The following is a 14,901-nucleotide window of genomic DNA, read 5'->3' as shown; positions in this document are numbered from 1 at the left end:
GGTTAATCCTCCATTATCGTTGCTCTTATACGGGAATGCTTAGGACAGGTCGGCACCATTGGTGGCGATGACTTTCTTGTACCAATCGAAGCTCTTCTTCTTGGAGCGGGCCAGGGTGCCGTTGCCGGCGTCGTCGCGGTCGACGTAGATAAAGCCATAGCGCTTGGACATCTCGCCCGTGGAAGCAGAGACAAGATCGATGGGACCCCAGGTGGTGTAGCCAAGCAGGTCCACGCCGTCCTCCACCACGGCGTCGCGCATGGTCTCGATGTGCTGGCGCAGGTAGTCGATACGGTAGTCGTCGTTGATGGAGCCGTCCTCCTCGACCACGTCCTTGGCGCCCAGGCCGTTCTCAACCACAAACAGCGGCTTCTGGTAGCGGTCGTACAGGTCGTTCAGCGTGATGCGGAAGCCCAGCGGGTCGATGGCCCAGCCCCACTGGCTCTCTTTGAGGTAGGGATTCTTGGCACCCTGGAAGGCGTTGCCCTCGGTCTTGGGGGCGTCGGAACCCTCACCGGCGGAGCAACGGGTGGAGTAATAGCTGAAGGAGATGAAGTCGACCGTGTTCTCGGCCAAGACCTGCTTATCTTCCTCGGTCATGCCGACGTCGATGCCGGCTCGCTCGAGCTTCTTCAACGCGTAGGCCGGGTAGTAGCCGCGGCTCTGTACGTCCACGAAGAAGTAGTTGTCCTGGTTGGCGATCTGCGCGGCGCGGACGTCCTCAGGGCGGCAGCTATAGGGGTAGTAGCTGCCCGCCGCAAGCATGCAGCCGATCTTCACGTCGGGGTCGATCTCGTGAGCGATCTTGGTGGCCCAAGCGCTGGCGACCAGCTCGTTGTGGGCCGCCAGGTACTCGACGGCCTCCTTGTCCTCGCCCTGCTCAAAGACCAGGCCGGCGCCCATGAAGGGCAGGTGCAAGATCATGTTGATCTCGTTGAAGGTGAGCCAGTACTTCACCAGGCCCTTGTAGCGGGTGAAGAGCACGCGGGCGAGGTTCTTGTAGAAGTCAATAAGCTTGCGGTTGCGCCAACCGCCGTACTCCTTGATGAGATGGATGGGGCAGTCGAAGTGGGTGATGGTGACCAACGGCTCGATACCGTGCTTCTGGCATTCGCGGAACACGTCCTCGTAGAAAGCGAGGCCGGCCTCGTTGGGCTCCGACTCGTCGCCGTTGGGGAAGATGCGCGTCCACGCCAGGCTCATGCGGAAGGTCTTGAAGCCCATCTCCGCGAACAGCGCGATGTCCTCCTTGTAGTGATGGTAGAAGTCGATGCCGGTCTGCGCGGGATAGAAATACCCGTCCTCGAAATCGAGCATCTTGCGCAGGCCCAGGCCAACCGGGAAGCGATCTTTACCATGCGGCATCACGTCGACGTTGGCCAGCCCGCGGCCGTCCACGTTGTACGCGCCCTCGCACTGGTTTGCGGCGGTGGCGCCGCCCCACAGGAAGCCCTCGGGAAAAACCTTCTCCATACCCTGATTCCTCTCTCTAAGACCTTGGTGGCCGTGTTGGCCCCATCATGCCAACCATCGTCCCGACACTCAAGACATATCAGCTAGATAGATACTTCTTTTCTAAGGTCACAGGTAGTATTCTTAATTCACTTGATACTTCTTGATACATTTTGTGTAAGGAGTCGCCATGGATATCATGAGGCGCATCGAGAACGCCCGGGGCCTCACTCCCACAGAGCAGCAGCTGGCGTCCACGGCACGGTCCCTGGGTCCGCGTCTGCAGGGCTACAGCATCAAGGAGTTCGCCGTCGCAGCGCACGTATCGATTCCCAGCGTCCATCGCTTCTGCAAGAAGATAGGACTCGAGGGATTCAAAGAACTCAAGGTGGAGTTCGCCCGCGCCCAGGCCTTGCGCGAGCACCGCTCGGCAGCCGTCGACATCAACTTCCCCTTCTTGCAGGACGATGATGCCGAGACGGTCCTCGAGAGCATCTCCGCCGTCTACGAGTCGACTCTGCGCGATACGCGGGAGTTTTTGGACCCCGCCGCCATGGACCGCACCGCCGGTCTGTTCAACCAAGCCGGCGTCGTCGATATCTACACGCAATCGCACAACCTCTATCCCGCGCAGATGTTCTGCAACCGCCTGCTCTCATGCGGGCACGCCGCTACCTGCCATGAGGGCCTCGAGCGCCAGACGTGGTCGGCGCTAGCATCCGACGCGTCGCACGCGGCGCTGCTCATCTCCTACTCCGGCCTTGGGCCGAACCTGGCGACGCTTCTGCCCATTCTTGCCGATCGCAAGGTCCCCGCCGTGCTCATTGGAACGCCGCGGGCGGAACGCCTCAACCCCGGCCTCGCCGCATACCTGCACGTCAGCGATCAAGAGAGCCTGCAAGACCGCATCACGCAGTTCGCCAGCCACATCGCCGTGCAATACGTGCTCGACTCCCTGTTCGGCTGCATGCTCGCGCTCGACTGGGAACGCGGCAGCGACTTCCTGTCGCGCTCGCTTCCCCACACGAGCCTCCCCGCCCTTCAGCCCCCGCGGCTCAGCCCCGCTGAATACGCCGGCATCATGATGAACCGCATGCGGTAGCGCACATGCGAAAGGGGTCGACGAGCAGCCCCGTCGACCCCTTTTTCCCGAGAGCATCGCGTGCTCGCGCTATTCGGCCTTGCCCTCGCAAGATTCGAGCGCTGCCGTCCTCGCGGCAACGGCGTTCTCGCCCCCGTCCAGCGCGCTGAAGCACGGCTTGCGGCGCTCGCGAATCGCCTCGCCCAACTCCTCCACATGATCCCAAGAGACCTCAGTCACAATGTCGATGACCGCGGAGGAAATGGTCACCGTTACCAGCGACCAAGCGATGCTGACCACGGGAATGTAGGTGAGCGAGAGGGCCAGTACCGTAAGGTCCGTTAACAGGTAGCAGCGGCCAACGCGCCAACCGGTGGCCTTGGAAATAGAAAGCGCCAACGCGTCGTCGCCGCCCGCCGATCCGCCCTGGCGAACCACCAGGCCCACGCCCACGCCCACAAACAGGCCGCCGAGGACCGCCGCGGCAAACGGGCTGGCGGAAAGGTTGGGCAACATGTGCGGGAAGCTCTCCCACACGCGGTAGAAACCGGCGACCGCCGCCGTCGCGACGGCAGACCATCCCAAGAACTTACCGCCCAACATCTTGAGCGCGATGGCGTAGCAGATGATGTCGAGTACCGGCGAGGCGATGGATGACGGGACGCCAAACCACTTGTTGAGGAAGAGCATAAGGCCTATGACGCCGCCCTCTGTAATGCCCGTGACCTCATGGATGTTGTGGACGCCAAAAGTGAAGATGGCGGCGCCCAGCAAGATGATGGCTACTTTTTTAATCAATCGCTTAATGCGCATGGTACGCGCCGACCCCAACATCGGTATCAATCCCCCGTAACAACTGACGTGCCGCTCCAGCGTATCGCTTTGTCCGAATTCAGACAACCCGCGAAAAAGCGCGACCCTTATTCGTCCACACGTTCTCCATTAGTCCGATTTCGGACTATTAGTGAGCGCATCACGCAGCTGGACGACCGACCATCGCGCACGAAAGATTGTTGCTGACAATCTCCCCATTCGCGGGCAACCCGCGCTCGCATCAAAACGCACTCGTATAATGCTGCCTATGGCCATGCTTAGGGAGTTAGGAGAATCATGGCAGACATCATCGAACTCAAGCCCGTGTTCCACGAGAAGATCTGGGGCGGTTCTCGTATGCGCGACGCATATGCGTATGACATTCCGTCTGATAAAACCGGCGAATGCTGGGCCATCTCTGCCCACCCCAACGGCGACTGCCCCGTGCTGAATCCAGAGTTCGAGGGCATGACGCTGTCGCAGCTGTGGGATCAGCGCCGCGACCTTTTTGGCGATATCGAAGGCGATCGCTTTCCCTTGCTGATCAAGATTATCGACGCTGCCGGCGACCTGTCCATTCAGGTGCATCCCGATGATGCGTACGCCGCCGAGCACGAGAACGGCTCGCTGGGCAAGCGCGAGTGCTGGTACGTGCTGGATTGCGATGCGGACGCCACCATCATTGTGGGACAGCGCGCCGCGTCCCGCGATGAGTTCGCAAAGCTGGTGGACGAGGGCCGTTGGGGCGATCTTTTGAACGAGATTCCCATCCACAAGGGCGACTTCTTCCAAATCGACCCCGGCTGCGTGCACGCCATCAAGGCCGGCACGCTGATTCTGGAAACCCAGCAATCCAGCGACATCACCTACCGCGTGTACGACTACGACCGTCTGGACGACGAGGGCAATCCTCGTCCCCTGCACCTGCAGCAGTCCCTTGACGTTATCGATTACCAGGCAACCTCGCCCAAGAGCGGCACCATCACCGCGTCGGAATCCAACGGCGTGACCGTGCTCGAGAGCAACGACAACTACACCGTGGAACTGGTGCGCGTCGAGGGCGAGCGCGAGCTTGAGCAGCGCTGGCCGTTTATGTGCGTCTCCGTCATCGACGGCGAGGGCACCGTGTGCGGAGTTTCCGTTAAAGCGGGCAGCCACCTGCTGGTTCCCTCCACCACCGCCGCCGTCGAGCTCAGCGGCACCATGCAGCTGGTAACCAGCCACCTGTAAGCGCACGGCAACAGCACCGCAAAGCTCAACCGTCCCAAGCAGCAGGAGCCCCGGCATATGCCAGGACCCCTGTTTCTTTATATGTGCGGGCGATGAAGCGCCTTGATCAAGCCGCCGTCCCAACCGGGCGAAGACGGGAATGGACAACCCCGATCACCGCGGCAGCCAACGCCGGCAGCAGCCACTCCAGATCAAAGGAGGCAAGCGGCAGCACGTCGAGCATGGGCAGCGCGCCGGGGAAGAACGCATCGCGCGCGCTCACGACGACGCTGACGATTGCGGTAAGGCCAACAACCCATTGCCACATGCGCGGGTAGCGATCGCATACCTTATGCAGCATGCCCATGACCACCAGCACGATAGCAACCGGGTACAGGGCGTTGAGCAGCGGCACGGAGAACGCCAGGATCGCGTCGAGCCCAAGGTTGGAGACCGCACAGGAGAACATGGCGAATCCCGCCGCCCAAACGCGGTATGGCACGCGCGGAAACTCGTCTGCAAAATACGTTCCGCAACAGCTGATAAGGCCAATGCACACATTGAGGCACGCAAGCAAGAAGATCGCCGCGACAACGACCAGCCCCACAACGCCAAAATGCAGCGACGCGGACGCCGTGAGAATGGCGGCGCCGTTGGTGAGATCGGGCATGGCGGCGCTAAGGTTAGCGCCCACAACCGCCAGGCCGCAGTAGATGAGCGCCATAAGAACGCCCGCAAACAGGCCGGCGCGCGAAACCTCGCGCGTAAGGCCCGCGTCATCCGTAACGCCCAGCTCGCGGATATTGGTAGCGATAACGATGCCAAAGGTAAGCGACGCCAGAAGGTCCATGGTCTGGTAGCCAACCAAGAATCCCTGCATAGCGGGTGCGGACGAGTACGACTCCTGCGCGGCGGCGACGCCCGCGGGGTCCGGGTTGAAGATGGCCGCCCCAACCACGGCGACAATAAGGACTATCAGCGCGGGCCCCGTCACATGTCCCAGCAGGCGCGTCAAGCGGCCGGGATGCATGGCCAAAAGATACGCAGCAACAAAGAAGAGAACGGAAAACGCCAGGCGCACCGCCTCAAGCGGAAGGTGCTGGGGCAGCAGCGGCTGCAGAATCTCAAATGATGTGGACGAGGTGCGCGGAATCGCCAGGCACGGACCAATAGCCAGATAGACCGCCGTCACAAAGATATGGGCGAAAACAGGGTGCACGCGAGATGCCAGATCGCGGATGGTACCCGCTAGAGCGACGGCGACAATTCCCAGCACCGGCAGGCCGATGCCCGTGATCAAAAAGCCGACCATCGCCGGGATGCCCCGCGCGCCGGCCTGAAGACCAACCAAGGGCGGCAAGATAAGGTTGCCCGCGCCAAAGAACATCGAGAACAAGGTGACGCCTACAAACAGCGACTGCTTGGGCGATAAGGTTTTTGCGGCCACCACGGGCCTCCGTTCACATCCAATCGCGCGTACGCGAACCTGCATCTATCACCGCATTGCGTGACTTTCCACTGTACCACCGCAGCGCCTTCATAACGTGCACACAGCAATTCAACCAAGCGACCATCCCACTATTGCTATTCTTTTGATAGCATGAGTTAGCCAAAGGAAACGTTATTCAACCGGGCATCGCCTGCCCGACACATCGAAAGGTGCACCCATGGACAACACCACACCCGACCGCGCGGGAAGCGCCGCATGCGCCAGCGAGGGCCCCGACGGTATTCGCGACCTCGCCATCTCCAAGCGCGACGGGCGCACGGAGCCCTACGACGGCTCCAAGATCAAAACCGCCATGTCGCGCGCCTTTGCAGAGCTTGGCGCGCAAGTCGATGACAACCAGCTCGACCAATTGCTCCAGGCAGTCGAGTCGTCCATGATCGCCCGCGGCGTCGAAGGCGTCGAAGGCATCCAGGACCTGGTCGAGCGCGCCCTTATGGAGCAGGGGTTCTACGACGTCGCGAAGGCATACATCCTCTACCGTCACCACCGCGCGGAGCGGCGCGGGCTGCGCCAGGCTCTCGCCCAGACAGCTGGGGTGCCCGATCTGGTCGCCTGCCTTGAGCGCATCGAGCGCGATTTCACAGACCCCGCCTATAGCCTGGAGCATCTCGAGCACCGCTTCTCCTCGTTCGCGAAACCCGGCATGAGCATCGAGCAACGTCTGGACTCCCTAATCAAGGCAGCGGTCGAGCTCACTTGTCAGGAGGCCCCGCGCTGGGAGATGATCGCCGGGCGCCTGCTGGCTTTCCGCGCGCACCGCGAACTCGCCTCAACCCAAGAGCGCCTGGGACTCGTCAACCTCTACGCAAAGCTGCGCTACCTTACGGACCAGGACCTCTACGGCGACTATATCCTTGCCGCCTACACCCGCGAGGAGATCGACGACGCAGCACGCCTCATCGATGACTCCCGTGACGAGCTCTTCACCTATGCTGGCCTTGACCTGCTGCTCAAGCGCTACGCAATCCGTACGCGCGACCACCAGTTGCTGGAAAGCCCGCAGGAGATGTACCTGGGTATCGCCCTGCACCTGGCCATGAACGAGAAAACCGATCGCCTGGGCTGGGTGGAGCGCTTCTACAACATGCTCTCGCGCCTCGAGGTCACCATGGCCACCCCCACGCTGTCCAACGCGCGCAAGCCCTACCACCAGCTCTCCAGCTGCTTCATCGACACCGTGCCGGACAGCCTCACGGGCATCTACCGCAGCATCGACAACTTCGCCCAGGTATCCAAATATGGCGGCGGCATGGGCATGTACCTTGGCAAGGTCCGGGCCACCGGCGGATCCATCCGCGGCTTCGCCGGCGTGGCCGGCGGCGTGATCCGCTGGATCCGCGTCATCAACGACACCGCCGTGGCCGTGGACCAGCTGGGCATGCGCCAGGGCGCCGTAGCGGTCTACCTGGACGCCTGGCACCGCGACCTGCCGGAGTTCTTGCAGCTGCGCACCAACAACGGCGACGACCGCATGAAGGCGCACGACGTCTTCCCGGCCGTGTGCTATCCGGACCTGTTCTGGCGCATGGCGCAAGAAGACCTCGACCAACCCTGGCACCTCATGTGCCCGCATGACATCCTCGCCATCAAGGGCTACGCGCTCGAGGATTACTATGGGGACGAGTGGGAGCGCCGCTACCTGGACTGCGTGGCGGACCCCCGCATCGCCAAGCGAACCATCACCATCAAGGACCTCGTCCGCCTTATCCTTAAAAGCGCCGTCGAGACCGGCACGCCCTTTACGTTCATGCGCGACGCCGTCAACCGCGCCAACCCCAACCCGCACGCGGGCATTATCTACTGCTCCAACCTCTGCACGGAGATCGCGCAGAACATGAGCGCCATCGAGGAGGTCTCCTGCGAGGTCAAGACGCAAGACGGCGACACCGTGGTGGTCCGCACCACGCGGCCGGGCGACTTTGTTGTCTGCAACCTGGCAAGCCTGTCGCTAGGGCACCTGCCGGTGCGCGACCGCGACAAGATGCGCGAGGTGGTCCGTACCGTGGTGCGTGCGCTGGACAACGTCATCGACCTCAACTACTACATGCTCCCCTACGCCGAGCTCACCACCAAGCGCTACCGCGCGATAGGTCTGGGCGTATCTGGCTACCACCACATGCTGGCGCAAGCCGGCATCTCCTGGGAGAGCGAGGAGCACCTCGCCTTTGCCGACCAGGTCTTTGAAGACATCAACCGCTTCGCCATCGAGGCGTCCTGCGCCCTTGCGGCGGAGCGCGGCAGCTACCAGCTGTTCGACGGCAGCGACTGGCAGACCGGCGCCTATTTCGAGAAGCGCGGGTATGTGGACGAGGAATGGCAGCAGCTAGCACATCGCGTGAGCGAGCAGGGCATGCGCAACGCCTACTTGCTGGCGATCGCCCCCACCAGCTCGACCTCCATCATCGCCGGCACCACTGCGGGCATGGACCCCGTCATGCGCAAATTCTTCTTGGAAGAGAAGAAGGGCAGCATGCTGCCGCGCGTGGCGCCGGGCCTGTCTCCCCAGACCTACTGGTACTACAAGCCCGCGCACTACATCGACCAAACCTGGAGCGTGCGCGCCGCCGGCGTTCGCCAGCGCCACATTGACCAGGCCCAGTCCATGAACCTCTACATCACCAACGACTACACTATGCGCCAAGTCCTCAATCTGTACCTGGAGGCATGGCGAGCCGGCGTCAAGACCATCTACTATGTTCGCAGCAAATCGCTCGAAGTCGAGGAATGCGAGAGCTGCTCCAGCTAAAGCTCGTCCACGCCCTCGCCCGCCCCGCCCACCATGCCCGCCTTGACCCGTCCGCCCACCCTGCACGCTAGACCACACACCATTTGGGAGGCCCCATGATCTCTTCTTATAAAACCGACGCGCCGCTGGTGCACAAGCCGCTGTTCAACCCCCAGGGCGATACGGACGTAACCGCGCGCCGCATGATCGGCGGCAACACCACCAACCTCAACGATTTCAACAACCTCAAGTACCCCTGGGTCTCCAGCTGGTACCGACAGGCCATGAACAACTTTTGGATTCCGGAAGAGATCAACCTCACCCAAGACGTAAAGGACTACCCCAACCTGGGCGTCTCCGAGCGCACCGCCTACGACAAGATCCTCTCCTTCCTGGTGTTCTTGGATTCGCTGCAGACTGCGAACCTGCCCAACATCAGCGAGTACATCACCGCCAACGAGGTCAATTTGTGCCTGCACATCCAGTCGTTCCAAGAATGCGTGCACAGCCAGAGCTACAGTTACATGCTCGACAGCATCTGCAGTCCCGAGCAGCGAAACGACATCCTCTACCAGTGGAAGACCGACGAGCGCCTGCTTGCCCGCAACACCTTCATTGGCGAGCGGTACAACGAGTTCCAGGAGAAGAAGGATGCCTTCACCCTGCTCAAGGTACTGATGGCCAACTACATCCTGGAAGGCGTGTACTTCTACTCCGGCTTCATGTTCTTCTACAACCTGGCGCGCATGGGCAAGATGCCCGGCAGCGCGCAAGAGATCCGCTATATCAATAGGGACGAGAACACGCATCTGTGGCTGTTCCGCTCCATGATCTTGGAGCTTCAAAAGGAGGAGCCGCAGCTCTTCACCCCCGAGAACATCGAGGTGCTGCGCGCCATGCTAGAGGAAGGCGTGGCGCAGGAGATTGCCTGGGGCCACTACGTGATAGGCGACGCCATCGAGGGCCTCACCCGCCAGATGGTAACCGACTACATCCGCTATCTGGGAAATCTTCGCTGGAGCTCGCTAGGCTACGGTTACCTGTTCGAGGACAACCAGCGCGAGCCCGCCGACATGGCATGGGTGGGCCAGTACAGCAACGCCAACATGGTGAAGACGGACTTCTTCGAGGCAAAGTCGACCGCCTATGCCAAATCGACCGCCTTGGTCGACGACCTGTAAAACTAAGGACGAGAACGGGTGGCGAGGCGTAGAATAAGATAGCTTTGTACGGTATGTACATATCTTTGCTATCGAAGAGGTCATGATGAACGCGCTCGAGGAACTATGCCGCATCCCGCTTGATGACACCTCGCCCACCCCGCTTTACCAGCAGCTTAAACAGCGCTTGCTCCAGCTCATCGCAATAGGCGCGTTCCCAGAAGGAACAGCACTTCCCACCGAGCAGCAGATCTGCGAAGCGCTGGGCCTTTCGCGTGCCACCGTGCGGCGCTGCTTTCAAGACTTGGTGGACCAAGGCCATGTAACGCGCAGGCGCGGCAAGGGCACCTTCCCCGTCGCCACCTCTGCCGAGGGCATCGACGTCATGATAGGTTTCAGCGACGAGATGGCCCACGCGGGCAAAACCCCGTCCTCGCGCCTGATCAACTTTAAGAGGATCAGGGGCGGCGAGCTCGTTTGCCGCTCCCTTAAGGTCCACACCGGCACCCAGCTGTGGCAGACGCGCAGGCTGCGCCTCGCTAACAACCGGCCGCTGCGCCTGGAAACGTCCTACATCCCCTGCGAGTTCTGCCCCTCGCTCACCCAAAACGATGTCACCAGCTCGCTTTACGCCTACCTGGCGGAGCGCGCGCGCATCATACCCGCTCGCGCAGAAGACATCTATGAAGCGGTCACCCTGGACGCTGCGGAGGCAAAGCTTCTGGCGGTCCCCACGGGTGCTGCGGCCCTGCACTGCCTGCGCGTCTCATATGACACATACGACCGCCCCTTCGAACTCTCGTCCGTCTACGCACGCGGCGACGGCTACCGTCTGGGCATCAGCATGGACGAGCACGGTACCACGCTGCGCCGGCTCTGCTAAAAACGCAGCATGCCGGACCACGCTACGCGATCCGGCATGCTAATCATTCGCTATCAAGCGGGCGAGCGCACAGGGCTCCAATTCAAGCCAGCCCACCCCTAAAGCCCGCCAACCCTAACTGATCTTCACAATGGGCGCAAAGCCCTTCATGAGCTTCTTGGTCTGTCCGCTCTTCTCAAACTGAACCTCGATCATGTCGCCGGCGGCAGAGATGACCGTACCGGGACCAAAGGTCTTATGGCTCACCTGGTCGCCGGGGGCAAAGGTCTCGGCTGCCTTGGCGGCGTCGGGACGGCGCTGCTCCACGGCGGGGGACGCGGCGGCCCTTCGCGGACGAGGAGTGCCCGATCCAAACGTGGACGGCTTGCGCCCCGCATCCGGACTCACGCCGGTGTGGCGCTGCGTGCGACCGGTCGAACGGGTGTAGGAACCAAAGACGCTGCCGCCGTACTCACTGCCGGTTCCCGATCCGTAGGTGCCGCGGCGGTCGCCGCGCTTCTCCCAGCCAACGCCCTCGAAGCCCGCGGACCCCACGCCGGAGAACTCGATATCCACCTCGGGAATCTCGTTGATGAACCGCGAGCGCGGGTTTGCCTGCGTGGAGCCGTAGGTGCGGCGCGTGGCAGCATAGGTGAGGAACAGCTTCTTGCGCGCACGCGTGATGGCGACGTAGGCCAGGCGACGCTCCTCCTCCAACTTGCCCGGGTCATCCGATCCGCCAAAGCCGGCGACGTGCGGGAAGATGCCCTCCTCCAAACCGGCGACAAAGACCACGGGGAACTCCAGACCCTTGGCGGAGTGGACCGTCATCATGGTCACGGCCTGGGTCTGGCCGGCAAGAGAATCGAGGTCGGAGCGCAGGGCGAGCCATTCCATCAGCGCCGGCAGCGCCTTGCACGCCAGAGGTCCGTAGGTGCGCTCGATCTCCTGCGCGGCGATCGCGGCGGCGGGCACCCCGGCGGGCTCGGCGGCGCCGGCGACGCTCGCGGCACCCGCAAACGGCGCGGCGCCCTCGACAGCGGGGGCGGCATCCTCGGGCACGCCCTCCATGCCGGCGGCGCGCAGCTCTTCCAAGCTCTCCAGCGTCCCCTCTATGTCGTCGTGCGTCTCCTCAAATTCCGCGGCGACGCCCATGAATTCCTGGATGTTCTCCATGCGGCCCTCGGCCTCCATGGTGCCCTCGGCGCGGAACGCCTGCACCAGGCCGGTCCTGTCCACAATCGCATCGACCACGTCTTTGAGCTCGCCGTCCATGCGGCGCCCCTCGCGGACGATATTGACAAAGCTGCCCAGTGCGGTGCGCACCTTGGCCGTAAAGCGACCCGTCTCAGCGCACGCCAGCTCGCACGCCTGGAAGAACGAGCATCCGTTCTCGCGGGCAAGCTGCTCGATCTTCTCAATGGAAGTGGAGCCGATGCCGCGGCGCGGGGTGTTGATGACGCGCTTGACGCTCATCTCGTCCGCCGGGTTCACGATCATCTTGAGGTAGGCCATCACGTCGCGAATCTCCGCGCGGTCGAAGAATCGCGTGCCGCCCACGATCTTGTACGGCACGCCGGCGCGCAAAAACATATCTTCCAAGATACGCGACTGCGCGTTGGTGCGGTAGAAGACCGCCATGTCGTCGTAGCTCACGCCTGCCGATCGCTGCTTGTCGATCTCGCCGGCGATCCAGCGGCCCTCGTCGCGCTCGTCGCCCGCCTGGTACGCCTGGATCTTCTCGCCCTCGCCCAGCGCGGTGAACAGACGCTTCTCCTTGCGCTGCGAGTTATGGCGCACCACCGCGTTGGCCGCGTTCAGAATGTGGCCGGTACTGCGGTAGTTCTGCTCGAGCTTGACCACCTTGGCCTGCTTGAAGTCCTTCTCAAAGTCAAGGATGTTGGAGATGTCGGCGCCGCGCCAAGAGTAAATCGACTGGTCGTCATCGCCCACCACCATAAGGTTTTGGTACTTAGCGGCAAGCAGGTTGGCGATCTCGTACTGCACGTGGTTGGTGTCCTGGTACTCGTCCACGGAGATGTAGCGAAAACGATCCTGGTACTTATCCAGCACCTCCGGGCGGGTGCGCAGCAGCTCGAGCGTGCGAACCAGCAGGTCGTCGAAGTCCATGGCGTTGGCGGCGCGCAGGCGGCGCTCCAGTTCGGCGTAGACCTGCGCGGCCTTGCGCTCCTTGGGGTCCGACGCCTTCTCCAGCATCTCGTCCGGGCCCACCATGGCGTTCTTGGCCGCAGAGATCTTGCCGCGGATCATGTTGATGGGGAAGTTCTTTTGGTCTATGTCCAGGCCCTGCATGATCTCGCGCACCATGCGGCGCGAATCGTCGTCATCGTAGATGGTGAACTGGCCGGTGTAGCCCAGCAGATCGGCGTCCTCGCGCAGCATGCGCACGCACATGGCGTGGAACGTGCACACCCACATGCCGCGGGTGCTGTCGGGCAAAAGCGCGCCCAAGCGCTCGCGCATCTCCGCGGCGGCCTTGTTGGTAAAGGTGATGGCCAAGATCTGCCAGGGACGGATGCCCAGATCCGCGATCATATGGGCGATGCGATAGGTCAGCACGCGCGTCTTACCCGACCCTGCGCCCGCCAGCACCAGCAGAGGCCCTTCCGTGGTCACCACGGCCTCGCGCTGGGCGGGGTTCAACGAATCGATATCGACCTTGGGCAACGCCGGCGCAGCCATGCGCGCGGGCGCGTAATCCGCGGGCGCGTAAGTCTCTGCCGGAACGTAGTCCGTAGGCACATAGGCTTGCGCGGGCGCGCCCTCATCGGCAGAGATGTACTCGCCCGCAGACGCGCCGTAGGCGTCTAGCGGAACCAAATCTGGTTCGGGCGCGGACGAGGAAGGGGACGCGCCGGACGAGAACAGGTCGAGCGTCGCCTGCTGCGCCGGCTTGGCTGCGGGTCGTGCGCTGGAAACGGGCGCAGCGCCACCCGGCGCCGCGGTCTCCTTGCTCGCCGCCATCATGTTCTTCTCCCACGGATACGGGGCTCTCTGGGGCATGGGCAACTCCAAAAGCAATCTCATGCGCCGCCTGCGGGCAACGCGAAATCTTCAACCCATCCAGTATAGCCACCCGCGCAGACACCCGGGCGCACCCCGCGCCCCTGCGCACAAACACTCGAATCTGCAAGACGCGTCCCGCCGAGCGGCGGGCGCATCGCCGGCGAGTCCGTATGAGCAAATCGGCTGCATACTCTTTTCCCTGATAAAGCGGCAACCTACCACCTGCCGAAAAGAATATTTCACTTGAGTTTTATTCCCATAAAGCGGGTATCGCACAGTAGACTGTTGAAATCTGCTATCTAAGCAACGACCGACAATTAAGGAGCTTCTATATGGCAACTACGCCCACGCCGCATAACGGCGCCATCGAAGGCGACATCGCCAAGACCGTCCTCATGCCCGGCGACCCGCTGCGCGCGAAGTTCATCGCCGACACCTACCTAGAAGACGTCCGCTGCTTCAACACCGTTCGCAACATGCTGGGCTACACCGGTACCTACCAGGGCATCCCCGTCTCCGTCATGGGCGGCGGCATGGGCATGCCCTCCATCGGCATCTACTCCTACGAGCTGTTCAACTTCTACGGCGTCGAGTCCATCATCCGCGTGGGCTCCGCCGGCGGTATCGCGGACGAGGTCAAGGTCCGCGACGTAGTGGCCGGCATGGGCGCCTGCACCAATTCCAACTACGCCCACCAGTACCAGCTGCCCGGCACCTACGCCCCCATCGCCAGCTTCGACCTGCTCGAGCGCGCCGTCGCAGCCGGTCGCGATCAGGGCGTGGAGCTTAAAGTTGGCAACGTCCTCTCCAGCGACACGTTCTATGACGACAATGACCAGGCAACCGTCTCCTGGCAGAAGATGGGCGTGCTCGCAGTCGAGATGGAGGCGGCCGCGCTCTACATGAACGCCGCGCGCGCCAACAAGAAGGCCCTGTGCCTGCTCACCATCTCCGACCTGCCGCTCAAGGGCGAGAGCCTCTCTGCAGAAGAGCGCCAGACCAGCTTTACCCAGATGATGGAGATCGCTCTCGCCGTCGCCATCCAGGAGTAGCAAACCACCT

General features: G+C 62.4%; 10 protein-coding genes. 6 read left to right on the top strand and 4 right to left on the bottom strand.

The features are described from left to right. Nucleotides 1-39 precede the first annotated feature (39 nt). Complete coding sequence (locus B3H65_RS10025) at nucleotides 40-1,473, bottom strand: 6-phospho-beta-glucosidase (RefSeq protein ID WP_286685116.1); 1,434 nt, start codon at nucleotides 1,471-1,473, stop codon at nucleotides 40-42. Between the two features lie 169 nt (nucleotides 1,474-1,642). Here B3H65_RS10025 and B3H65_RS10020 point away from each other — a divergent pair, with 169 nt between their 5' ends. After that, on the top strand, nucleotides 1,643-2,554 hold the full coding sequence (locus tag B3H65_RS10020) for a MurR/RpiR family transcriptional regulator (RefSeq protein ID WP_286685115.1): 912 nt from the start codon (nucleotides 1,643-1,645) through the stop codon (nucleotides 2,552-2,554). Between the two features lie 69 nt (nucleotides 2,555-2,623). Here B3H65_RS10020 and B3H65_RS10015 read toward each other — a convergent pair whose 3' ends face one another. After that, nucleotides 2,624-3,346 carry a YitT family protein gene (locus B3H65_RS10015; RefSeq protein ID WP_286685114.1) on the bottom strand — a complete coding sequence of 241 codons (723 nt, stop codon included), beginning with the start codon at nucleotides 3,344-3,346 and terminating at the stop codon, nucleotides 2,624-2,626. Between the two features lie 297 nt (nucleotides 3,347-3,643). On the opposite strand from B3H65_RS10015, the gene B3H65_RS10010 reads away from it, so the two are divergent. Then, entirely contained in the window at nucleotides 3,644-4,576 is a 933-nt protein-coding gene (locus tag B3H65_RS10010; protein WP_286685113.1) for a type I phosphomannose isomerase catalytic subunit, read from the top strand. 106 nt (nucleotides 4,577-4,682) lie between these two features. Here B3H65_RS10010 and brnQ read toward each other — a convergent pair whose 3' ends face one another. Continuing rightward, nucleotides 4,683-6,002 carry a branched-chain amino acid transport system II carrier protein gene (gene brnQ, locus B3H65_RS10005; protein ID WP_286685112.1) on the bottom strand — a complete coding sequence of 440 codons (1,320 nt, stop codon included), beginning with the start codon at nucleotides 6,000-6,002 and terminating at the stop codon, nucleotides 4,683-4,685. Between the two features lie 220 nt (nucleotides 6,003-6,222). On the opposite strand from brnQ, the gene B3H65_RS10000 reads away from it, so the two are divergent. The 3 genes from B3H65_RS10000 to B3H65_RS09990 all read left to right on the top strand — a co-directional run bounded on the left by B3H65_RS10000 (nucleotide 6,223) and on the right by B3H65_RS09990 (nucleotide 10,833). After that, nucleotides 6,223-8,811: a ribonucleoside-diphosphate reductase subunit alpha gene (locus B3H65_RS10000; RefSeq protein WP_286685111.1), complete on the top strand. Its 2,589-nt coding sequence runs from the start codon at nucleotides 6,223-6,225 to the stop codon at nucleotides 8,809-8,811. Between the two features lie 95 nt (nucleotides 8,812-8,906). Next, nucleotides 8,907-9,971: a ribonucleotide-diphosphate reductase subunit beta gene (locus B3H65_RS09995; protein ID WP_286685110.1), complete on the top strand. Its 1,065-nt coding sequence runs from the start codon at nucleotides 8,907-8,909 to the stop codon at nucleotides 9,969-9,971. Between the two features lie 85 nt (nucleotides 9,972-10,056). Further along, complete coding sequence (locus B3H65_RS09990) at nucleotides 10,057-10,833, top strand: GntR family transcriptional regulator (RefSeq protein WP_286685109.1); 777 nt, start codon at nucleotides 10,057-10,059, stop codon at nucleotides 10,831-10,833. 114 nt (nucleotides 10,834-10,947) lie between these two features. Here the strand turns inward: B3H65_RS09990 and B3H65_RS09985 are convergent, their stop codons facing one another. Then, nucleotides 10,948-13,515, bottom strand: coding sequence for an ATP-dependent helicase (locus B3H65_RS09985; RefSeq protein WP_286685166.1), 2,568 nt, complete (start codon nucleotides 13,513-13,515; stop codon nucleotides 10,948-10,950). A gap of 656 nt (nucleotides 13,516-14,171) precedes the next feature. Here B3H65_RS09985 and deoD point away from each other — a divergent pair. Then, a complete protein-coding gene (gene deoD / locus B3H65_RS09980; protein WP_286685108.1) occupies nucleotides 14,172-14,891 on the top strand; it encodes a purine-nucleoside phosphorylase in 720 nt (239 codons plus the stop codon). The last annotated feature ends 10 nt before the right edge of the window (nucleotides 14,892-14,901 follow it).

Source organism: Collinsella sp. UBA1693, from assembly GCF_002320115.1.
GTDB lineage: Bacteria > Actinomycetota > Coriobacteriia > Coriobacteriales > Coriobacteriaceae > Collinsella > Collinsella tanakaei.
Note: the sequence above shows the minus strand (reverse complement) of the source record. Positions and strands in the feature narration are given on the sequence as shown.